Source organism: Micromonospora sp. NPDC050686 (assembly GCF_040654475.1).
GTDB lineage: Bacteria > Actinomycetota > Actinomycetes > Mycobacteriales > Micromonosporaceae > Micromonospora.
Window position 1 is genome coordinate 237599 of the sequence record NZ_JBFAID010000003.1, and the last position, 20885, is coordinate 258483.

22 protein-coding genes and 2 pseudogenes are annotated in these 20885 nt (G+C 74.3%); 11 read left to right on the forward strand and 13 right to left on the reverse strand.

The genetic code is table 11. The annotated features are described in order from the left end of the window. Positions 1–165: 165 nt before the first annotated feature. The 3 genes from AB0H57_RS04935 to AB0H57_RS04945 all read left to right on the forward strand — a co-directional run bounded on the left by AB0H57_RS04935 (position 166) and on the right by AB0H57_RS04945 (position 2589). A complete protein-coding gene (locus AB0H57_RS04935) occupies positions 166–471 on the forward strand; it encodes a type II toxin-antitoxin system VapB family antitoxin (RefSeq protein WP_357502727.1) in 306 nt (101 codons plus the stop codon). Between the two features lie 32 nt (positions 472–503). Continuing rightward, positions 504–1664 carry an acyl-CoA dehydrogenase family protein gene (locus AB0H57_RS04940; protein WP_357502729.1) on the forward strand — a complete coding sequence of 387 codons (1161 nt, stop codon included), beginning with the start codon at positions 504–506 and terminating at the stop codon, positions 1662–1664. 130 nt (positions 1665–1794) lie between these two features. Continuing rightward, entirely contained in the window at positions 1795–2589 is a 795-nt protein-coding gene (locus AB0H57_RS04945) for a DUF4230 domain-containing protein (protein ID WP_357502731.1), read from the forward strand. Between the two features lie 71 nt (positions 2590–2660). On the opposite strand, the gene AB0H57_RS04950 is transcribed toward AB0H57_RS04945, so the two are convergent. Then, positions 2661–2864 (reverse strand): PspC domain-containing protein, encoded by a 204-nt coding sequence (locus AB0H57_RS04950; RefSeq protein WP_222954038.1) that lies wholly within the window; start codon positions 2862–2864, stop codon positions 2661–2663. A 333-nt stretch (positions 2865–3197) separates the two neighbouring features. Between AB0H57_RS04950 and AB0H57_RS04955 the strand changes: the two genes are divergently transcribed. The 5 genes and pseudogenes from AB0H57_RS04955 to AB0H57_RS04975 all read left to right on the forward strand — a co-directional run bounded on the left by AB0H57_RS04955 (position 3198) and on the right by AB0H57_RS04975 (position 10141). Continuing rightward, entirely contained in the window at positions 3198–4568 is a 1371-nt protein-coding gene (locus tag AB0H57_RS04955; protein WP_357502734.1) for an L-serine ammonia-lyase, read from the forward strand. A gap of 175 nt (positions 4569–4743) precedes the next feature. Beyond that, positions 4744–6048 carry an ABC transporter ATP-binding protein gene (locus AB0H57_RS04960; protein WP_357502736.1) on the forward strand — a complete coding sequence of 435 codons (1305 nt, stop codon included), beginning with the start codon at positions 4744–4746 and terminating at the stop codon, positions 6046–6048. Positions 6049–6338: 290 nt separating this feature from the next. After that, on the forward strand, positions 6339–6806 hold the full coding sequence (locus AB0H57_RS04965) for a DUF4442 domain-containing protein (RefSeq protein WP_357502738.1): 468 nt from the start codon (positions 6339–6341) through the stop codon (positions 6804–6806). Positions 6807–6887: 81 nt separating this feature from the next. Beyond that, positions 6888–7622 (forward strand): annotated as a pseudogene (locus tag AB0H57_RS04970) (beta-phosphoglucomutase family hydrolase); the annotation flags it as partial. Between the two features lie 146 nt (positions 7623–7768). After that, positions 7769–10141, forward strand: coding sequence for a glycoside hydrolase family 65 protein (locus AB0H57_RS04975; protein WP_357502740.1), 2373 nt, complete (start codon positions 7769–7771; stop codon positions 10139–10141). Between the two features lie 25 nt (positions 10142–10166). Here the strand turns inward: AB0H57_RS04975 and AB0H57_RS04980 are convergent, their stop codons facing one another. From AB0H57_RS04980 to AB0H57_RS04990, 3 genes are all read right to left on the reverse strand, one after another. Beyond that, positions 10167–10346 (reverse strand): hypothetical protein, encoded by a 180-nt coding sequence (locus AB0H57_RS04980; protein WP_357502742.1) that lies wholly within the window; start codon positions 10344–10346, stop codon positions 10167–10169. Positions 10347–10432: 86 nt separating this feature from the next. Further along, a complete protein-coding gene (gene trxA / locus AB0H57_RS04985) occupies positions 10433–10780 on the reverse strand; it encodes a thioredoxin (protein WP_357502744.1) in 348 nt (115 codons plus the stop codon). Beyond that, on the reverse strand, positions 10750–11142 hold the full coding sequence (locus tag AB0H57_RS04990) for a MerR family transcriptional regulator (RefSeq protein ID WP_357502746.1): 393 nt from the start codon (positions 11140–11142) through the stop codon (positions 10750–10752). Before AB0H57_RS04990 ends, trxA begins: the two co-directional genes overlap by 31 nt. 133 nt (positions 11143–11275) lie before the next feature. Between AB0H57_RS04990 and AB0H57_RS04995 the strand changes: the two genes are divergently transcribed. Then, on the forward strand, positions 11276–11923 hold the full coding sequence (locus tag AB0H57_RS04995) for an alpha/beta family hydrolase (RefSeq protein ID WP_357502747.1): 648 nt from the start codon (positions 11276–11278) through the stop codon (positions 11921–11923). A 67-nt stretch (positions 11924–11990) separates the two neighbouring features. On the opposite strand, the gene AB0H57_RS05000 is transcribed toward AB0H57_RS04995, so the two are convergent. Next, entirely contained in the window at positions 11991–13106 is a 1116-nt protein-coding gene (locus AB0H57_RS05000; RefSeq protein ID WP_357502749.1) for an AI-2E family transporter, read from the reverse strand. A 124-nt stretch (positions 13107–13230) separates the two neighbouring features. Here AB0H57_RS05000 and AB0H57_RS05005 point away from each other — a divergent pair, with 124 nt between their 5' ends. Beyond that, positions 13231–13416, forward strand: coding sequence for an antitoxin (locus AB0H57_RS05005; RefSeq protein WP_357502751.1), 186 nt, complete (start codon positions 13231–13233; stop codon positions 13414–13416). A 96-nt stretch (positions 13417–13512) separates the two neighbouring features. Here AB0H57_RS05005 and AB0H57_RS05010 read toward each other — a convergent pair. The 8 genes and pseudogenes from AB0H57_RS05010 to eccB all read right to left on the reverse strand — a co-directional run. Beyond that, positions 13513–13644 (reverse strand): annotated as a pseudogene (locus AB0H57_RS05010) (SMP-30/gluconolactonase/LRE family protein); the annotation flags it as partial. A gap of 56 nt (positions 13645–13700) precedes the next feature. Then, on the reverse strand, positions 13701–14117 hold the full coding sequence (locus tag AB0H57_RS05015; RefSeq protein ID WP_357502753.1) for a TIGR03618 family F420-dependent PPOX class oxidoreductase: 417 nt from the start codon (positions 14115–14117) through the stop codon (positions 13701–13703). 49 nt (positions 14118–14166) lie between these two features. Continuing rightward, a complete protein-coding gene (locus AB0H57_RS05020; RefSeq protein ID WP_357502755.1) occupies positions 14167–14499 on the reverse strand; it encodes a YkvA family protein in 333 nt (110 codons plus the stop codon). A 68-nt stretch (positions 14500–14567) separates the two neighbouring features. Continuing rightward, on the reverse strand, positions 14568–15404 hold the full coding sequence (locus AB0H57_RS05025; RefSeq protein WP_357502757.1) for a hypothetical protein: 837 nt from the start codon (positions 15402–15404) through the stop codon (positions 14568–14570). 146 nt (positions 15405–15550) lie between these two features. Continuing rightward, complete coding sequence (locus tag AB0H57_RS05030; RefSeq protein ID WP_357502759.1) at positions 15551–16117, reverse strand: hypothetical protein; 567 nt, start codon at positions 16115–16117, stop codon at positions 15551–15553. A 138-nt stretch (positions 16118–16255) separates the two neighbouring features. Beyond that, positions 16256–17572 (reverse strand): hypothetical protein, encoded by a 1317-nt coding sequence (locus tag AB0H57_RS05035; RefSeq protein ID WP_357502761.1) that lies wholly within the window; start codon positions 17570–17572, stop codon positions 16256–16258. Further along, complete coding sequence (locus tag AB0H57_RS05040; protein ID WP_357502763.1) at positions 17565–17933, reverse strand: hypothetical protein; 369 nt, start codon at positions 17931–17933, stop codon at positions 17565–17567. The genes AB0H57_RS05035 and AB0H57_RS05040 overlap by 8 nt, the downstream gene beginning before the upstream one ends. 118 nt (positions 17934–18051) lie before the next feature. After that, on the reverse strand, positions 18052–19530 hold the full coding sequence (gene eccB, locus AB0H57_RS05045; protein WP_357502765.1) for a type VII secretion protein EccB: 1479 nt from the start codon (positions 19528–19530) through the stop codon (positions 18052–18054). A 150-nt stretch (positions 19531–19680) separates the two neighbouring features. Between eccB and AB0H57_RS05050 the strand changes: the two genes are divergently transcribed. Then, positions 19681–20865 carry a type VII secretion protein EccE gene (locus AB0H57_RS05050; RefSeq protein ID WP_357502767.1) on the forward strand — a complete coding sequence of 395 codons (1185 nt, stop codon included), beginning with the start codon at positions 19681–19683 and terminating at the stop codon, positions 20863–20865. The last annotated feature ends 20 nt before the right edge of the window (positions 20866–20885 follow it).

Here is a 20885-nt window from a genome sequence, read left to right on the forward strand (position 1 = left end):
CGCCGGGTGGGGTATCGGCGGTGGCGAAAGCGACATGAGGGAGCAAAACACGGTGTGGCGGGGGCGGTTACGCTGGCACGGTCATCGGTGCCGCGCCCTGCGGCACCACGGCGCGACCCGGCTCGGCGCCGTCGGTCGGTCCGTACGCGGGGAGGGGAGCGTGCCGTGATTTTCCGAGCGGTCCGGGACGGGCGTCCCTACCCGGACCACAACTACACGCTCAAGCAGTGGGCGGAGATCCCGCCGCGCCCGCTGCGGCTGGATCAGCTGATCACCACCAAGCGGGAGTTGGCGCTGGACAAGCTGCTCGCCGAGGACTCGACCTTCTACGGCGACCTCTTCCCGCACGTGGTGCAGTGGAACGGCGGCCTCTATCTGGAGGACGGTCTGCACCGGGCGCTGCGGGCGGCGTTGCAGCAGCGCAACCAGATCCACGCCCGAGTGCTGGTGCTTGGCGCGGCGGCGGAGTGACCCCGCGCTGAGGCTTCGTTAAGGTGAGCCGCATGAGTCCTCTCGACCTGCTGGACATCGACGCGTCGCTGGGCGAGGAGGAGCGGCAGATCCGGTCCGTCGTGCGCCGGCTGGTCGACGACCGGGTACGCCCGCACGTCGCCGGCTGGTACGAGGCCGGCCAGGTCCCGGCGCGCGAGCTGGCCGTGGAGTTCGGCAAGCTCGGCCTGCTCGGTATGCACCTGACCGGGTACGGCTGCGCCGGCGCGTCCGCCGTCGCGTACGGGCTGGCCTGCCTGGAGCTGGAGGCCGGCGACTCCGGCGTCCGCTCGCTGGTCTCGGTGCAGGGCTCGCTGGCCATGTACGCGATCTGGCGGTACGGCAGCGAGGAGCAGAAGCAGCGCTGGCTGCCCGCGATGGCGGCCGGCGAGGCGATCGGCTGCTTCGGGCTGACCGAGCCGGACCACGGCTCCGACCCGGCCTCGATGGCCACCCGGGCCCGCCGGGACGGCGACGACTGGATCCTCACCGGCGGCAAGATGTGGATCACCAACGCGCCGATCGCCGACGTCGCGGTGATCTGGGCGCGCACCGACGAGGGGGTACGCGGCTTCGCCGTACCGATGGACACGCCGGGGGTGACGGCGCGCGAGATCCGGCACAAGATGTCACTGCGCGCGTCGGTGACCGGCGAGATCGCCCTCGACGACGTGCGGCTGCCGGCGGACGCCCGGCTGCCCGGCGCGGTCGGCCTGAAGGCGCCGCTGGGCTGCCTCACCGAGGCCCGGCACGGCATCGTCTGGGGCGCGCTCGGCGCGGCCCGCGACTGCCTGGAGACCGCCCTGTCGTACGCGACCACCCGCACCCAGTTCGGCCGGCCGCTGGCCGGCTTCCAGCTCACCCAGGCCAAGCTCGCCGACATGGCGGTGGAGTGGAACAAGGGCCTGCTGCTGGCGCTGCACCTGGGCCGGCTCGCCGACGCCGGGAAGCTGCGCCCGGCGCAGGTCAGCGTGGGCAAGCTGAACAACGTCCGGGAGGCCCTGGAGATCGCCCGGCAGTGCCGGACCATCCTCGGCGCGAACGGCGTCTCCGCCGAGTACCCGATCATGCGGCACGCCAACAACCTGGAGAGCGTGCTCACCTACGAGGGCACCTCGGAGATCCACCAGCTGGTCATCGGGCAGACCCTCACCGGGCTTTCCGCCTTCGCCTAAACCGAGGCGGGACGCGCCTGCGGGGGCGCGACCTGCGGGTTCGCTCGTTCGGGTCGCTCGCCGCGCGGGTGTCGCACGATGGCCTTACCGTCATCTTCAGTCGATGTGTCGGACGAGGACGGTGAGGGCGATGGCCCGCGACGGTGAGATCAACGAGCCGACCAGGGAGTTCCCGGAATACCCGACGGGCAACGCCCTGACCGGCCGGCTGGACGGCCCGGGCGAGCCCCCGGCCGGTGGGTTCGCCGGCCCGGACGCGCCGCCGCCCGGCCCGCGCGGCCCGGGGGCGCCGACCCGGGGGCTGCTCTGGGTCCTCGGCGCGGCGGCGCTGGTGCTGGTGGCGCTGATCGCCACCCAGGCGACCGGCATCTTCCCGAACTTCCGCAACCCGTTCGCCGAGCAGCAGACCGACCGCAGCCAGCCGCCGCTGCTGAAGTCGATCCAGGACCTCAGCCGGTACGTCGCGGCGGAGGGCAACTTCCAAGTGGTGGTGGACACCCAGAAGGACCGGGCCAACGTGCCCGACTTCCTGCTCAACGAGCGCACCCTCTTCGTCGGGGCCGGCAGCGTCGAGGCGTACGTCGACTTCGCCCGGATCTCCGAGGGAGCGATCACCGAGTCCGCCGACAAGAAGTCGGTGGAGATCAAACTGCCCGCGCCGCAGCTCGGCGAGACCAACCTCGACCTGGAGAAGAGCTACGTCTTCGCCGAGCAGCGCGGCCTGCTCAACCGCCTCGGCGACCTGGTCGGCAACGACCCGAACCGGCAGCAGCAGGTGTACAAGCTCGCCGAGGACCGGATCTCCGCGGCGGCGCGGGACAGCGGGCTGGCCCAGCGCGCCGAGGTGAACACCCGCAAGATGCTCGAGGGCCTGCTGCGCTCCCTCGGCTACGAGAAGGTCACCGTCACCTACACCGCTCCCTGACGCCGGCCGGAACGACGCCGCCCGTCCCATGGCCCGAGGGGACCTCCGGGGCGGGCGGCGCGGCACGCGGGTCAGTAGCGGGCGGCGTAGCGCTCCTCGTTGGGCATCAGCACCCACAGCACCAGGTAGACGATGACCTGCGTGCCGGGGAGCAGCAGGGACAGCACGAACAGCAGCCGGATCAGGTTGGCCGACATGCCGAAGCGGAGGGCCAGGCCGGCGCAGACCCCGGCGAGCACGCGCCCCTGGCGGGGCCGGAACAGTTTGCGACTCATCGTCGTACTCCCACTCTGCGGCGATCCGCCGCGCTGAGATCAACGGTAGGCAGCGGGCGCCACCTCGCCCTCCGTCTCCAGGCGGATCCCGGTGGCCCCGTACCCGTAGGGAAGTACCCGGGCTGCCCCGGTCCGACGCCTGCGCGCCCGGCCGCCGGTCGCCGCCGGCGCGGGGCGTGGCGGGCGGCCCGGGCGGGTAAGGGGAGCGGGAGGGTAGGCTCGCCGGTCGGGCCGGCCACACCCCGGACGGCCCCGACAGCCGCTCCGACCAGGGCGGTCGTGACCCGGGGCCGGTACCCGCACGACGGGGACGGCGGCGAGGAAAGTGCACCCATGATCAGTGTTTTCGACCTCTTCAGCGTCGGCATCGGGCCGTCGAGCTCACACACCGTGGGCCCGATGCGGGCCGCCCGTACCTTCGTGGCCGGGCTCAAGGCCGACGGGCTGCTCAGCGGCACCGCGCGGATTCGCGCCGAGCTGTACGGCTCGCTGGGCGCCACCGGGCACGGCCACGGCAGCGACCGGGCGGTGCTGCTCGGGCTGGAGGGCGAGGCGCCGGAGACCGTCGACACCGACTCGGTCGGCCCGCGGGTGGCCCGGATCCGCGCCGAGCGGCGGTTGACCCTGCTCGGTGCGGAGGAGATCGACTTCGACCCGGACCGGGACCTGGTGCTGCACCGCCGTCGCTCGCTGCCGTACCACCCGAACGGGATGACGTTCGCGGCGTACGACGAAGCCGGCGTTGAGCTGCGCGCCCGGACCTACTACTCGGTGGGTGGCGGTTTCGTGGTCGACGAGGCGGCGGCCGGCGCGGACCGGATCAAGCCGGACACCACCGCGGTCCGGCACCCGTTCTACACGGGCGCTCAGCTGCTCGACGTGACCGCCGCGACCGGGCTGTCGATCAGCGAGGTGATGCTGGCCAACGAGCGGTCCTGGCGGACCGAGGGGGAGATCCGGGCCGACCTGCTGGAGATCTGGCGGGTGATGCGGGAGTGCGTCGACCGGGGCTGCGAGCGCGACGGGGTGCTCCCCGGCGGGCTGAAGGTCCGCCGGCGCGCCGCCGAGCTGCACCGGAGCCTGACGGCGGAGGTCGACTCGACCGACCCGCTGCGCGCGATGGACTGGGTGACGCTGTTCGCCCTGGCGGTCAACGAGGAGAACGCGGCCGGCGGGCGGGTGGTCACCGCGCCGACCAACGGCGCGGCCGGGATCATCCCGGCGGTGCTGCATTACTACACCCGGTTCGTCCCGGGCGCCTCCGACGACGGGGTGGTGCGCTTCCTGCTCGCCGCCGGCGCGATCGGCGTGCTGTTCAAGGAGAACGCCTCGATTTCCGGCGCCGAGGTCGGTTGCCAGGGCGAGGTCGGCTCGGCCTGCTCGATGGCCGCCGCCGGACTGGCCGAGGCGCTGGGCGGCACGCCGGCCCAGGTGGAGAACGCCGCCGAGATCGGCATGGAGCACAACCTCGGGCTGACCTGTGACCCGGTCGGTGGGCTGGTGCAGATCCCGTGCATCGAGCGCAACGCCGTGGCGAGCATCAAGGCGATCACCGCGGCCCGGCTGGCGCTGCGCGGCGACGGGGTGCACGCCGTCTCGCTGGACAAGGTCATCAAGACCATGCGGGAGACCGGCGCCGACATGAAGGTCAAGTACAAGGAGACGGCGCGGGGCGGCCTCGCGGTCAACGTGATCGAGTGCTGACCCTCGGTGGCCAGGACCTCCTCGGCGGTCCACTTGCCGTACGCTCACGCCGCGTGCTCGGGTAACAACTCCGTCACCAGTGGAACATGGCACGTTTACCCGATGTCCCTATCGAATGATCCTCGTCACAGTCAATCGCGGGTTCGGTCGACGAGGTGCGGGGAGGGGCAGCGGCGTGACCACCGTGGCGCTCAAGGATGTCACCAAGGTGTTCCAGGACGGGACGCTGGCGGTTGACACCGTCAATCTCGACGTCAACGACGGCGAGTTCATGGTCCTGCTCGGCCCGTCGGGCTGCGGCAAGTCGACGGTGCTGCGGATGGTCGCCGGGTTGGAGGATCCGACCACCGGCGCGGTCATGCTCAACGGCGAGGTCGCCAACGACCTGCCGCCGCGAGACCGCGGCATCGCCATGGTCTTCCAGGACTTCGCCCTCTATCCACACATGTCGGTCGGGGACAACATCGGCTTCCCGCTGCGGCTGGCCGGGATCGAGCCGAGCCCGCGCGGCGAGCGGATCCAGGACGTGGCCGCCGCGCTCGGCATCGGCGACGTGCTCGGCCGCAAGCCCAGCCAGCTCTCCGGCGGGCAGCGCCAGCGGGTCGCGATGGGCCGGGCGATCGTGCGCCGGCCCGGCCTGTTCCTGATGGACGAGCCGCTGTCCAACCTGGACAGCGGGCTCCGCGCCGAGCTGCGGGCGGAGATCTCCGGCCTGACCCGCGAGCTGGGGGTGACCACCATCTACGTCACCCACGACCAGGCCGAGGCGCTGACCATGGCCGACCGGGTCGCCATCATGCGCAAGGGGGTGCTCCAGGACGTCGGCACCCCCACCCAGGTCTACGGCCGGCCGGCCACGCTCTACGTCGCGGCCTTCCTCGGCAGCCCCCGGATGAACCTGCTGGAGGCGTCCGTCTACGTACACCTCGACCGGTACGTCACGCTGACCCTCGGCGAACAGGCGCTCTATCTGCCCTGGGACGACATCCGCAGCCGTGCCGTGGCGCACTACCACGGCGAGCGGATCGTGGTCGGGATGCGGGCCGAGGCGCTCACCCCGGTCGCCCCGGACGCCCCCGGCGACGTGCTCCAGGGCCGGATCCGCTACCTGGAGCACCACGGGCACGAGTCGCTGGCCTTCCTCGACATCGGCGCCACCGCGGTGATGGTCGACGAGATGGGCGGCACGGCGGACGGTGGCCCGCCCGGAGAGCGTGGCCTGCGCCGCTTCGGGCAGGTGATGCAGCGACTGGCCGGCCGGCCGGTGGAACCCGGGACGGCGGCGGCGCCGGTGGCCGGCGGCCGGACCAGCGTCCTGCCCGACCCGGGGCGGCACCACCGCCGTCCGGCCGAACTGGCGGTCCGGCTGGCGCCGTATCCGGCGGTGTCGGCGGGGCACTCGCTGGCCATCCAGGTCCGGATGGACGCGCTGCACTTCTTCGACGAGCGCGGCGACCGCATCGACGTCGGCTGGCGCTGAGGTGTAAGGCGGGGCACCCTGTTAACGCTTCCGGTGGCGGCGGGGGCCCCGCTTAACGCCCGCCGGCCGGCGCGCCTGGCGGGCGGCGCCGGCATCGGGTGCTGGAGAAGCTCGGCTTCGCACGTGAAGGGACGCTGCGGGAAGACTGCGTCGTGAACGGCGAGGTCTCCGGCTCGTGGGTCTACGGGCTGCTCAGGCGGGAGTGGCGGCCGTCGTCCGAGCCGCTTCACACTCGCTGAGCCTCGCGACTCGGCCTTGCCCCGAAAGTTACTGCCGAGTAGCGTTCGGGCATGTCCATCGACTCTCGCCAGGTGGCGGCCGGTCTGCTGGAGGCCGTGCCGTTCGCCCGTACGCTCGGTATCGAATTCGTCGAGGTCGCGCCGGAGGCCGACAGCGGTGTACGCGCCGTCGTCCGCCTGCCCGACAACCCGGCGCAGCACAACCACGTCGGCGGGCCGCACGCCGGGGCGATGTTCACGCTCGGCGAGACCGCCTCCGGTGCGGTGGTGCTGGCCGCCTTCGGCCAGGTCCTCGACCGGGCGGTGCCGCTGGCGGTGACCGCCACCATCGCGTACCAGCAGGTGGCGATGGGCCCGGTGCTGGCCACGGCGCGGCTGGGCCGGCCGGTCGCCGACGTGCTCGCGGAACTGGACGGCGGCGTCCGGCCGGAGTTTCCCGTCGAGGTGGAGATCGGGACCGAGGACGGCAGCGTCACCTCCCGGCTGACCGTGGTCTGGACGCTGCGCCCGCACCGCTGAGCGCCGCCACTCGCCGCGCCACGCGGCACGGCGCGGGCCGAATCGGGTTTGCCGGGCGGGCCCGGTGGATAGATTCGCAATATGCTGGGCCTACCCGCTCATGTGACCGCGTGTCTCTTCGACCTGGACGGTGTCCTCACCCAGACCGCCCGGGTGCACAACGCCGCCTGGGCGCAGACCTTCGACGCCTTCCTCAGGCAGCGCGCGGAGGCCACCGGCGAGCCGTTCCGGCCGTACGATCCCGGCCCCGACTACAACCGGTACGTCGACGGCCGGCCCCGCGCCGACGGGGTACGCACCTTCCTGGCCTCCCGCGGTATCACGCTGCCCGAGGGCAGCCCGGACGACCCACCCGAGGCGGACACCGTCAACGGCCTCGGCAACCGCAAGAACGTCCTGCTGCACGAGCGGATCCGCACCGACGGGGTGGACGTCTTCCCCGGCTCGGTCCGCTACCTGGAGGCCGTGGCCGCGGCCGGGCTGCGCCGCGCGGTGGTCTCGGCCAGCGCCAACTGCCGGGACGTGGTGGCGGCCGCCGGGCTGGAACCGCTGCTGGAGGCCCGGGTGGACGGTCTGGTGGCCCGGGCCGAGGGGCTGCGCGGCAAGCCGCACCCGGACACCTTCCTGGCCGGGGCGAAGCTGCTCGGCGTCGATCCGGCGCACGCCGCCGTCTTCGAGGACGCCCTGGCCGGAGTGGAGGCCGGCCGTGCCGGTAACTTCGGGTACGTGATCGGGGTGGATCGGGTCGGCCAGGCGGACGCGCTGCGGGAGCACGGCGCCGACGTGGTGGTCACCGACCTCGCCGAGCTGCTGGACACGAGCCGACCGCTGGACACGAGCCGACCGCTGGACACGAGCCGACCGCTGGACGCGAGCCGACCGCTGGACGCGAGCACGAGCCGACCGTTGGACCCGAGCCGACCGGCCGACGCGAGCCGGCCCGCCGCCCAGGGTCGGCCCGCGTGATCCGGGAACGCGCGTACCCGGTCGAGCCGTGGCACGTCCGGGAGACCCGGCTCGACATGGACGTGCTGGCCCAGTCCGAGTCGGTCTTCGCGCTCTCCAACGGGCACGTCGGGCTGCGCGGCAACCTCGACGAGGGCGAGCCGCACGGCCTTCCCGGCACGTACCTGAACTCCTTCTACGAGCTGCGCCCGCTGCCGTACGCCGAGGCGGGTTTCGGTTTCCCCGAGTCCGGCCAGACCATCGTCAACGTCACCAACGGCAAGCTGATCCGGCTGCTGGTCGACGACGAGCCGCTCGACGTCCGGTACGGCGAGCTCGTCTCCCACGAGCGGATCCTCGACCTGCGCGCCGGCACCCTGCACCGGGAGCTGCACTGGCGCTCCCCGGCGGGCCGGGACGTGAAGGTGCGCAGCACCCGGCTGGTGTCGTTCACCCAACGGTCGGTGGCCGCCATCCACTACGAGGTGGAGGCGGTCGACGGCCCGCTGCGGCTGATCCTCCAGTCCGAGCTGGTGGCCAACGAGACCCTGCCGGCGCAGAGCCGGGACCCGCGGGTGGCGGCGGTGCTGGAGTCGCCGTTGCAGGCCGAGGAGGAGCTGACCACCGACGACGGTGGGCTGCTGATCCACCACACCAAGGTCAGTGGACTGCGGGTGGCCACCGCGATGGCGCACGACGTGCAGGGACCGGAGCGCACCACCATCGAGTCCGAGGGGTACGAGGACTGGGTACGGACCACCGTCGGCTGCGTGCTCAAGTCCGGCGAGAAGCTGCGGGTGGTCAAGTACCTGACGTACGGCTGGTCCAGCCGGCGGTCGCTGCCCGCGCTGCGCGACCAGGTCGGCGCGGCGCTGGCCGCGGCCCGGCTGGACGGCTGGGACGGGCTGCGCCGGGCCCAACGGGAATACCTGGACACCTTCTGGGACGCCGCAGACGTGCGGGTCGAGGGTGACCCGGAGGTGCAGCAGGCGGTCCGGTTCGGGCTGTTCCACGTGCTCCAGGCCGGCGCCCGGGCCGAGCGCCGGCCGATCGCCGCGAAGGGTCTCACCGGGCCCGGGTACGACGGGCACGCTTTCTGGGACACCGAGATGTTCGTGCTGCCGGTGCTCACCTACACCCAGCCCTCGGCGGCCCGGGACGCGCTGTACTGGCGGCACTCGATCCTCGACCAGGCGCAGGAGCGGGCCCGGACGTTGAACCTGACGGGCGCGGCGTTCCCGTGGCGCACCATCGAGGGGCCGGAGTCCTCGGCGTACTGGCCGGCCGGCACCGCCGCGTTCCACGTCGCGGCCGACGTCGCCGACGCCCTGCGCCGGTACCTGCTGGTCACCGGCGACGAGGGGCTGGAACGGGAGATCGGCCTGCAACTGCTGGTGGAGACCGCCCGGCTGTGGCGGTCACTGGGCCACCACGACCGGTGGGGCCGGTTCCACATCGACGGGGTGACCGGGCCGGACGAGTACACCGCGGTCAAGAACGACAACATCTACACCAACCTGATGGCCCAGCGGAACCTGCTCACCGCCGCCGACCTCTCGATGCGCCACCGGGACCACGCGCTCGACCTGGGGGTGAGCGAGGAGGAGGCGGCCGCCTGGCGGGACGCGGCGCACTCCATGCACATCCCGTACGACGAGGGCCTCGACGTGCACCAGCAGGTGGAAGGCTTCACCCGGTTGCAGGAGTGGGACTTCGAGGGCACGCCGGCGGAGAAGTACCCGCTGTTGCTGCACTACCCGTACTTCGACCTCTACCGCAAGCAGGTGGTCAAGCAGGCCGACCTGGTGCTGGCCATGCACTGGCGGGGGGACGCCTTCACCCCCGAGCAGAAGGTCCGCAACTTCAACTACTACGAGCGCCGGACGGTACGCGACTCGTCGCTGTCCGCCTGCACCCAGGCGGTGATGGCGGCCGAGGTGGGGCACCCCGAGCTGGCCCACCGCTACCTGCGCGAGGCCGCGCTGATGGACCTGCACGACCTCAACGAGAACACCCGGGACGGGGTGCACATGGCGTCCCTGGCCGGGGCGTGGATCGCCCTGGTGGCAGGCTTCGGCGGGCTGCGCGACCACGACGGCACGCTGTCGTTCTCACCCCGGCTCTCCAGCCGGCTGAGCCGGCTGGAGTTCTCGTTGCAGTGGCGGTCCATGCGGCTGCGGGTCGACGTGCGGCCGCACCAGACGACGTACGCGCTGCGCAACGGCGGGCCGGACACGGTGCTCGAACTGCGCCACCACGGCGAGACGATCCGGGTCACCAGCGCCCAGCCGGTCACCGTACCCGTGCCGCCGGCCGCCCCGTCCCGCCCGGCGCCGGAGCAGCCACCCGGCCGGGAACCGCTGCTGCGGCTCCCGGAGAACCGGGTCTGACGGTACGGGCCGGCCGCGCGGCCGGTCAGAACTGGCGGCCGTTGGACGGGCGGCCCGCGGCGTCGCGCGGGGCCGTCGTGCGCGGGTCGTCGGCGGTACGCGCCTGCGCCGCGTCGTCCGCCCAGTCGCGGTTGCGCTCGGCGTCCTGTTCGCGGGCTTCCCGCTCGGCGGTCTGGCGCCGGGACCTGTCCTGCTGCTGAGCCATGGCGATCCTCGCGATCGGTCGGGGCGCGGCTGCGCCGTTCGGTCACCCGTCGCCTTCCCGATCGGGTCCCGGGCAAACGACCGGGGTCAGCCGGTGAGGTGCCGGCGCAGCACCTCCCGGAGCTGGTGTTTCGGGCGGGCGCCGACGACCCGGTCGACCACCTCGCCGGCCCGGAACACCAGCAGCGTCGGTGCCGCCAGCACCGCGTACGCCCGGCTGGTGTCGGGGTTCTCGTCCGTGTTGAGGGCGGTGAAGCGCATCGCGCCGTCGAACTCCACCGCCAGCTCGGCCAGCGTCCGGGAGATCGCGCGGCAGGGCGGGCACCATTCCGCCCAGAAGTCGACCAGCACCGGCCGGTCGGCGGCCAGTACGGTGGCCGCGAAGGTGTCGTCGGTGACCTTGGTCAGTCCGGCCGTCGCCGAGTCCTGAGGCATTGTTCCTCCCGATACGCGATCGCGTGGGTGAGCTGTTCCTGCAACTGCTGCCGGACGCCGCCGAGGCGGTCGAGGTAGGCGTCCACCTCGGCGAGCTTGCGCCGCAGCACGGCCACCGAGTCCGGGCAGACGTCCCCGGAGCTGTGCCCGGCCCGCAGGCAGGCCACGAACGGGCGGATGTCGGCCAGGTCGAAACCGACCGCGAGCAGGGCCCGGATCTCGTGCACCACCCGCAGCTCGGCCTCGTCGTACACCCGGTAGCCGTTGGCGGAGCGGTGCGGCCGGACCAGCCCGTGCGTCTCGTAGTAGCGCAGCGTTCGGGTGCTGGTGCCGGCCCGCGCCGCCAGTTCGCCGATCAGCATCGGACCTCCCTCGTGGCGTCCCGGAGCTGACGGTAGACCTTGCCGCCGGTGTCAAGGCAACAGGTGAGCCGGGCGGTCCGTGGGGTATGCGGTGCCGGTCGGGGCGTACGCCCGGAGGTTGCGGAGGTCGGAGATGGAGACGCGTGAGGCGCTGATCCCGGTGGCCGGGGACGGGCTCCCCGCGGACCTGGTGATCCCGGACGACCCGGTGGGTGTGGTGCTCTTCGCGCACGGCAGCGGCAGCTCCCGGCACAGCCCGCGCAACACCGCGGTGGCCCGGACGCTGCACGAGCGGTCCCTGGCGACCGTGCTGGTGGACCTGCTGACCGAGGAGGAGGACCGGGTGGACGCCCGGACCGCCGAGCTGCGGTTCGACATCCCGATGCTCGGCGACCGGCTCTCCGCCATCGTCGACTGGATGTGCGGCGCGTCGGAGGTCGCCCCGCTGCCGGTGGGTCTCTTCGGCGCCAGCACCGGGGCCGCCGCCGCGCTGGTCGCCGCGGCCGCCCGCCCGGACCGGGTGGGCGCGGTGGTCTCCCGGGGTGGCCGGCCAGACCTCGCCGGTGCCGCGCTGTCCCGGGTACGGGCGCCGACGCTGCTCCTGGTCGGCGGCCTGGACGAGCAGGTGATCACGCTCAACGAGCAGGCCATGACCCAGCTGGGCGACCCCGCGGAGCTGCGGATCATCCCGGGCGCGACGCACCTCTTCGAGGAGCCGGGCACCCTGGAGCGGGTGGCCGCCGACGCGGCCGCCTGGTTCGCCCTGCACCTGCCGCGCTGACCGCCGCCGGGCCGCTCCGCGCGCTCGCCGCAGGTGTTAACCGGGGGCCCCTGCCATGCATAATGCGTTAAGCGGGGCCCCCTCCTTCGCGGTGGCGTTGGACGGTCTCGACGATGCGGTAGGCGACGGCGGCGATGGGGACCGAGACGAAGGCGCCGGCGATGCCGGCGATCAGCGTGCCGGCGGTGACCACCACGAGGACGACCGCCGGGTGCAGTTGCACCTGGCGCTTCATGATCAGCGGCTCCAGCAGGTTGCCCTCGATCTGCTGCACGGCGATCACCGCGGCCAGCACCAGCAGCGCGGTGGTGGGGCCCTTGGCGGCGAGGGCGACCAGCACCGCCACCGCGCCGGCCACTGTCGCGCCGATGATCGGCACGAAGCCGCCGAGGAAGGTGATCAGCGCCAGCGGCAGTGCCAGCGGCACGCCGAGCAACACCAGGGCCAGGCCGATCCCGAGCGCGTCGATCGCCGCGATGATCATCGTGCCCCGGCTGTACGAGCCGAGCGTCCGCCAGCCCACCCGGCCCGCCTCGGCCACCGTGGACCGGTTCGGACCGGTCATCCGGCCCAGCACCCAGTGCCACATCGAGCGGCCGTCCTTGAGCATGAAGAAGAGCAGCACCAGGGCGAGCAGCACGGAACCGACCACCTCGGCGGCGGTCCGTGCCCCGCCGACCGGGTCCGGGGCGCTGCCGCTCACCCCGTCCCGGACCTGCTTCACCAGCTTGTCCAACTGGGCGTCGGTGACCGGAAGCGTCGAGGTGACGAACTCCCGGCTGCGCTGCAGGCCCTGGTCGAGCTGCTGGGTCAGCTCGCCGAACTGGCTGGCGGTCAGGTTCCACACCAGTACGCCCACCCCGACCAGGATGCCGAGCAGCAGCAGGACGGTGAGCAGCGCGGCGAGGGCCGCCGGCACCCGCAGCCGGCGCAACCGGACCAGGACCGGGTCGAGCAGGGCGGCGAGGAAGAGCGTCACCGCCACCGCCACCGCCAGCGGCGCCAGCAGTACGGCGACCCGGCCCAGCGCCCACAGGGCGAACACCACCACCAGGACGCAGGCACTCCACGTCACCGCCGCCCGGACCAGCCAGGGCAGTCCCGCCCAGGCCTGTCGGGGGCCGGCCGGACGACCAGCGCCCGCCGCCGTCGCGGGCGATCGCCCGTCACCGTCATCGACCACGTCGACCCTCCTAGGTTTCGGCGGGGTCCCTACCCTCTGCCGGCTCCCCCGACACCCGGCCGGGGCGTTTGCCGGGTGGGGGTGGGGGAACGCAGCAAACAGGACCGAATGAGGGAGATGTGGCATGAGCGACTTCATGGATCGGGCCAAGGACTTCACCGACCAGCACGACAAGCAGGTCGACCAGGGCCTGGAGAAGACCGGCGAACAGGCCGACCGGCGCACCGGCGGCAAGTACGACCAGCAGATCGACAAGGGCGTGGACATGGCCCAGCGGCGCACCGGCGAGGGCGACACCGCAAACCGGTGATCCGTACGCGGACGGTCCCGGGTCGTTGCCACGGCCCGGGACCGTCCAGCTGCGCCCGACCGCCCTCCCTGGCCGCGCCCGGCGGCTTTCCTCAGCGGGGTAGCGCGCTCCGTTGACGTTGACCCGCAGCGAGTAGAGCGAGCTGGAGGCGCAGATGTAGAGGTGGTTGCGCTTCGGCCCGCCGAAGGTGAAGTTGGCGACCACCTCCGGCAGGTGCAGTTCTTCGAGCGGCCCCCGCACCCGTACCCGGCGGGTGAGCCGGCCGCCGGGTGACCCGACGTCGATCACTCGCCGGGCAGGCTGCCCAGCAGGCGGGTCACCGCGATCTCGACGACCACGCGGTGCGGGTTGGGGCGCGGCTGCCGGTACCGTTCGGCGTACCGGCGCTCGGCCTCGGCCACCGCCGCCGGATCCGTGCGCAGCACCGCTCGCCCCTCCACGGTCAACCACCACCGCCCGTCGACCTGGCAGACCGCGACCGGTGCGCCGCCGCCGCCGGCCGCCGCCACGTGCCGCGCCTTGGCCGAGCCGGCGGAGGTGATCACCCGAGCCAGCCCGGCGGCCGGGTCGAAGGTGACCCCCACCGGCACCACGTGCGGGCTGCCGTCCGCCCGCAGCGTGGTCAGCGTGCCGAGATGCCGCGCTCGGAACAACGCGGTGACCCGGCGATCGTCTGCCGCCAACCGGTGATCGCCCGCCATGTCCCGTCCCCCGTCCCGCAGCGTCGCCCGGATCGCCGGACCGGCCCGATCATGGCACGGGCCGCCGGAGCCGACCCGACTCCGGCGGGGGGCGCTCGGGCAGCCCCCGCTCGGCGCGGCGCCGGTGGGCCAGCCGGGTCAGGTAGATCAGGGCGGCGGCGAGCACGCCCAGGTCGTCCAGGTAGATCGGATCCGGCAGCACGTCCACCGGGAAGATGGCGTAGATCAGCGCGCCGTAGAAGGCGACCTTGCCGCCGGCCCCGAGGGCACCGAGCATCCGCCGGGTGCGGACCACCCGGATCGCCAGCAGCACCGCGCCCACCAGCGCCGCGACCAGCACGATCCCGGCGAGTACGACCAGCGGCCACGTCTGGCGGTCCATGTCCGCCACGGTAGCCGAGCCGGGGCTCGCCCGCCGGTCACCGGGTCACCGTCGGTCGCAAGGGCGGCTCAGAAGGCCGGGACGGCCGCCCGGCCGGTGGCCGCCGGGGTCAGCTCCCGGGTGTTCTCGATGCCGGCCCGGCGGGCCGCCGGCGCGGCGTCACCGCTGGTCTCGGCCGCGGGCCGGGCGTCGGCGAGGAGCGACACCGGCTCTACCTCCGGGGTACGCTCGGCCGCCCGCAGTGCCTCCTCGCGGAGGCTGCGCGCCGCGGCCGCGGCCAGCTCGGCCGTGCGCCAGGCCCGCTGCTCCCGCTGGTGCGCCACCCGGTGCCGGTCGAGCAGGTTGTCCCGGACGGCCCGCTGCAGCACCAGTTCCTGCTCCACCGGGTGCAGTCGCGGGTCCCAGCCGTTGCGGTGCGCCAGGGCGTCCTCGAGCTGCGCCGCCGAGAGCTGCCCGCGCTCGAACGTCGCCCGGGCGGCGCGGTGCAGGAACCGCTCGCGGTCGGCGTACTCGGCGGGTGTGCGGACGGTACGCGGCAGCGGCATGGCCGCCGCGGCGTCGAGCCGGCGCACGACCGCCTCCGCCGCCTGGTACGCCTGCCAGGCCGACTCGACCTCGTCCTGGGCGGTCACCCACTCGGCCCGCCGGCGCTCGGCGGTGCTGGTCGCCCCCTCCGCCGCCACCGCGATCTCCTCGGCGTAGCGGTCCCGTTCCCGCTGCTCCTCGGCGAACTCCAGGCTGCTCGGCAGCACGGCCTGCCGGATCCGGCCACCCACGGCCGAGCGGAAGCGGGACGGCCGGACGACCAACCCGGCCACGGCGACCGTGGGGACCACGAGCAGGGCCAGCCAGATGACGGCGGCCTGGGGGACGTCGAGCAGGACGGAGGAGAGCACGGTTTGCATCACCAACACCTCACGGTGAAGAAGTTCTGAACGGACGGTCGATACCCGGTGGGCGGGCGCGGAACACGCGGCGGCGGCGCGGCGGCGTCCGGCCCGGGTCGATCGGCCCGATGCGTCGGGGCGAATCCCGGGTGGCCGGCCGCCGCTCAGCGGTGGGGCGGGCCCCGCCGGCCGAAGGTGCTCCGCCCCGGGTCGACCGGTGACACCACCGGCGCCGACGGGTGCGGACCCCGAGCGTGCACGCCGGCCGCCGGGAGGGCGGGCGGCACCACGACGAGGTGCCAGGACGCGGCCGGGCCGCCGGTGGTCGGCCCACGGCGCGCGTCGGCCGGGCCGGGCGCGGTGGTCGGCACGAGGCGTGCGCCCATCGGGTCGCCGGTGGCCGTCGCGACGGCGGCGGCCGGGGCGAACGCCGGCCGGAGAAGCGCCGCGTCCGGCGTCCCGGCCCCGGCGTCGGCCCGGTCACCGGGCCGCGGCGTGGCGGCGGGACCGTGGACGGCGGCCGGAACAGGGGGGACCACCGGCGTGACGAGCGCATCGGCCCGGACGGGGGCGACGATCGGCGTGGCGAGGGCGTCGGCCGGGGCGGCGGCGCTCGCCGGGGTTCCGAGGCCGGCGGCGAGGATCAGCGCGGCGACCGCCAGCCGGGTCAGGCTGCGCAACGAGCGGAGCGTCGCCGGCCAACTGGGGCGGGCGATCGCTACGGGCAGCACGGTTCCAACCTAGCGCCCGCACCGGCTGGCCGCAGCGCCACGCGGTCGACGGATACCGTGACCGGCCTCACTGAGTGCGATGTGGACGGCCCGCCCCCGGGGCCGGGGGCGGGCCGTCGATCGTCGTTTCGCGTCGGGTCAGCGCTCCGTACCGAGCACCGGCGGGGGCGTGGCGTTGTCGCCGTCCTGCCAGACCATTTCGTCCTCGGTCAGCCAGGTGAGCCGCTCGTCGGACTCGTTCTCGTCGTGCTGGCCGCGACCACCGAGCACGCCCGGCCGGGTCGAACCGGACCGGCTGCCGCCGGCCATGCCGGAGCGGTTCCCGCCGGCCGCGCCCGAGCGGTTGGCCTCGCCGGGGCCGCCGCCCGCCCGGCCGGACGCGAGCCGCCCGGTGCCGGCGGCGGAACGGCTCTCGGCGCCGACGCCACCGGGCCGGATGGGCGCCGTCGCCGCGGCGCGGCCCGAGCTGGCCAGCGCGCCGGTGCCGAGCGCGCCCCCGACCGCGGTGGCACCGGCCCCGAGCAGCAGGCCGCTGCCGCCGCTGCCCCCGCCCGAGCCGGCTCCGGCGGGCGTGCCGCCACCGGCCAGCAGACCGGAACCGTTGGTGGGCTGGGCGCCGGCGAGCGAGGTGCCGAGCGGGGCGCCGCCGACCGTGCCGGCCGGATCGAGCGGGTCGACGCGCGAGCCGATCACGCCGGGCGTGGCCGTGCCGCCGGAGCCGGCCCCGGCGCCATCGCCGCCACCGTCGGTGGCGGACAGCTTGGAGACCGAGCCGCTCGGTGAGGTGCCGGCGCTGCGCTTCGCGCTGGAGCCGCTGCCGAGGCGCGGCCCGCCGGAGACCGAGCCGACGCCACCGACGCCGGTCGAGCCGGCGTCGGACCGGACGAGGTTGCCCGGCATCTCCGGGTGCGGCGGCGGGGGCGGGAGCATCCGGCCGAAGGCGGAGGTGTCGTAGCTGGCGGCCAGGTTCGCCACCACCTGCACCATCCGCTGCCGGGCCCGCTCCTGCTCCTCCTTGTCCTGCTGATGGCCCATCAGGCCGCCGATCGCGGCGCCGGCGACGCCGAAGACCAGGCCGCCCTTGACCGCGCCGGAGATCGTCTTGTCGTGGTCGTCGGTCGCCTCCGGGCTCTCCGCGACCTGCTGCGCCTTGGTGAGGCTGTCGGCCATCAACGACAGGGCGCGCTGCACGTCGGCCATGCCGTCGGAGAGGGCCCGCGAGTAGTCCGCCACCAGCCCGACCCGGGCCTGGAACTCGGCGGACGCCGTGCCGGTCCAGCTGTTGGCCAGCTTGTTGAGGTCGGCGCCCAGCTCCCGGGCGAGCCCGTCGACGATGTCCTTGGTGGCGGTCCACTGGGCGGCCAGGCCGTCGACCTGCGCGGGCTGGCCGGCGTGCACGCCGTCGTAGAGCGCCTCGTGGCTGGCGTGCTGGTAGCGGCTGGTGTACTCAGACACGCGGATCCTCCCCGGCCCGGCCCAGTGCCTCGTCGATGCCGCTGAGCGCACTGGCGATCTGCGCGGCGTTCGCCGCGTTGCGCTCCTCGGTCGTCCGGTAGTTCTCCATGATGGTGGCGGTCGCTGACCGCACGGCGGAGACCGCCAGCCGGAGCCGGTCGAGCTGCGCCCGGTAGTCGGCCAGGACGGCCGCGTACCGCTGCGCGTTGTCCGTCGCGTCGGCGAACCGGCCGAGGGCCGGCGACCGACCCGCACCGGCGCCGAGCTTCCGGACGGCGGCCTCGGCTTCGGCCAGCCGGCCCGCCAATCGTTGGTGAAAGTCCTCAAGGGACAGTACGTCGACTGTCGTCCGCCCGCTCATGACAGCATCCCCGTAGTGATCGTCGATAACCGTTGGCCACGCTCAGGTTAGTCGACAGCGGCCAACCCGTGCGACCCGCCGACCGTCGCAAGATGACGGTCGGCGGGTGCGGACCCGGCTACTGCCCGTCGCCCGACGGGGCGGCCGACGGCGACGGGCCGGGCGAGGCGCCGCCGTCGGCCGGGTCGCGACGGCCGGCCGGCTCGAAGTACGTCTGCGCGCTCTGCCGGCTCAGGGTCGGCCCGGTCGGCACCAGGGCCAGCAGCGACGCGGGCACGACCAGCGGTTCGACCCCGGCGTACCCCAGCGCCTCCACCGCCCCGGCGCCCAGCGGGTGGCGTACCCCCTGGGAGCCGATCAGGTAGACGGTCGCGTCGGCCTGGTCGCCGCCCTGCCCGGAGCCGGCCCCGCCGCGCGCCAGCACGCCCTTGCCGCCCGGCAGCGTCACCTGGTCCGCGGTGCGCACCGCGTCCCGCCAGCTCTGCCGGACCGCCCGGGAGTCCGAGGTGACGGTGGTCAGCTCGGCGGGCGGGCGGTCGAACGCGGTGACCTTCGTGGTGGGCGGACCGCCCGCGGGGCCCGGCCCGTAGCTCGCGCAGATCACCGTCTCGCCCGCCCGGGCGGGTTGCGTGGTGGGCATCTGCTGCGGCATCCCGTCCGCCTCCAGCGGCTTGCGGACCAGCAGCTGGCCGACCCGGTCCGGCGGAATGTCGGTGATCCGACCGCCGTCACCGAGCAGGAGCAGCGCGGTGACCTCGCCGATCGAGACCAGGCCCTCCCGGGTCAGCACGTAGTGCTTGCCGGCGGCGCGGAACACCTGACCGATCTCGGCCCGCCCGTCGCCGACCGCGAGCCCGCTGCGCTCGCCGTCCCCCTCGATCCGGGGCGCCCGCAGCGCCGGGCCGGCCGGCACCGCGTTGAGCAGTTGCTCCCCCACCTCCAGGGTGGTCGAGCCGGTCATCCCGAGGGCCGCGATCGAGGCCTCCCCGTCGGTCACCCGCAGCCGGGTGTTGCCGGTCAGCAGGTACCGCTCACCGCGGACGGTGACCAGCATCGACCGGTCGGTCAGCGGAGTCCCGCCGGGCAGCGCCCGATCGATCACCAGCTGGGTGATGGTTCGGCGCGGGTCGTTCGGATCCGGCACGTCGCAGACCGACCAGGGCAGGCCGACCAGCGCCTTCCGGTCGGGCAGGTCGTCCGGGGCGCCCACGATGCCGACCGCCCGACCGCGCGGCCGGTCCTCGATGGAGGCCCGGGACATGGTGCGCACCTCGGGGTCGGGCTCGTTGAGGATCAGCCGCGCCGAGGCGTAGTTGAGGGTGGGGTGCAGCTTGCCCTCGACGAAGACGTACGTCGCGCCGGTCTCGCGCTCGATCACCAGGGTGTCCGGCTCCAGCGGGGCGGCGTTGCTGGTCAGCTGCCCGTACGCGCCGACGCCGCCGAGCACGACGGCGGCCGCGATCACGCTGCCGAACACCGCCATGCCGAGCCGGCGCATCGGCAGGTTGTTGGTCTCCGGATCGCCGGAGAGCAGTGCCGAGACGATCCGGCGGGTGACGAACCGGTACGCCTGCACCTGATCGCGGCGGGTCCGCATGAGTAACCTCCGGCGGGGACGGGTCCGCGACGCTCAGGTCTCATCCTCGCCGCGGGCTTCCCTACGATAAGGGGCCGTCGGTGGGTCATCGGGACCCCCGCCCTTCCCGCCTCCGGCGGATCGCCCGCCCGTCCAGAAAGGACGCCACCGATGACGCAGGTCCAGGCGCCGCCCGGTCGTACGGCCACGGCCACCGCCACCACCGCAGTCGGCGACCTCCCGGCGCCGGCCGCGGACCGGCGGGCCCGCGGCCGGCTCGGCTCGGTCGCGGTCGGTCAGCTGGTGGTGGTCGAGCTGTGCGCCCTCGCCACCTGGCTGGCGTTCGGCGGCCCGACCTGGCTGGCGGCGGTGGTCGGCGCGGTGGCCGCGCTGGTCGTGATCGCCACCTTCGCCCGCCGCGGCGGCCGCTGGTGGTACGAGGACCTCCTGCTGCGCCGGGCGCTGCGGCGGCGCCGGGGCAGCGCCCGGGCCGCGGTGGCCGGCGGCACCGACGACCCCCGGGTGGCCGCGCTGGCCCCCGAGCTGAGCGTCGTCGAGCTGACCGACCGGGGCACCCGGCTGGGCATCGGCCAGGACGGGCAGGGTTTCTTCGCCGCGGTGGCCCTCGCCGGCGGGCCGGACCCGGGCTCCGGCTCGGTCGAGGCGTCGGCGGTGGACCGGGTGTTGCAGGTCCTCGCCGAGTTCCGCGGGCCGGTCTCGCTGACCCAGGTCGTCTCGCACACCCTGGTGTGGTACCCGGCACCCGGCGCCCCGCCGGCCGCGCACCGGACCGTCTGGGTGGCGCTGCGGCTCTCCGTCGCCGACGCCCGGGCCGAAGCGGTCAGCCGCGGCGGTGGGATGCGTGGCGTGCACCGTACCGTCGCGGCGGGCATCGGGCGGCTGGGCAAGGCGCTCAACGCGGCCGGCCTGCCGCACCGGGTGCTCGGCCGGGACGAGCTGCGGACGGCGGTGATCTCCGCGGCCGGCCTGGATCTCGCGCCGCAGCCGCCGGCGGAAACCTGGGAGGGCCTGCGCGGCGGCGGTTGGACACAGCGGTGCCTGGCCCTGCGGACCCGGCCCGCCGCCCCGCTCGGCGTGGTGGTGGATGCGGTCACCGCGACCTCCGCGCCGTCGCACACCGTCGCCGCCACGGTGCTCCCGGGGGCCCGTCGGGTCCACCCGTTGCTGCGGGTGGCGGCCACCGACAACCACGTGGAGGCGCTGGTCAAGGCGGTACGGGACGTGGTGCGCCGGGCCGGCGCGCCGACCCGGCCGCTGGACGGGCAGCACGCGCCGGGCGTCTACGCCACCGCGCCGGTGGCCGCCCCCTCGCCGGCGGCGCGGTCCGTCGGCTGACCCGGCGCGGGCGCGGGCGG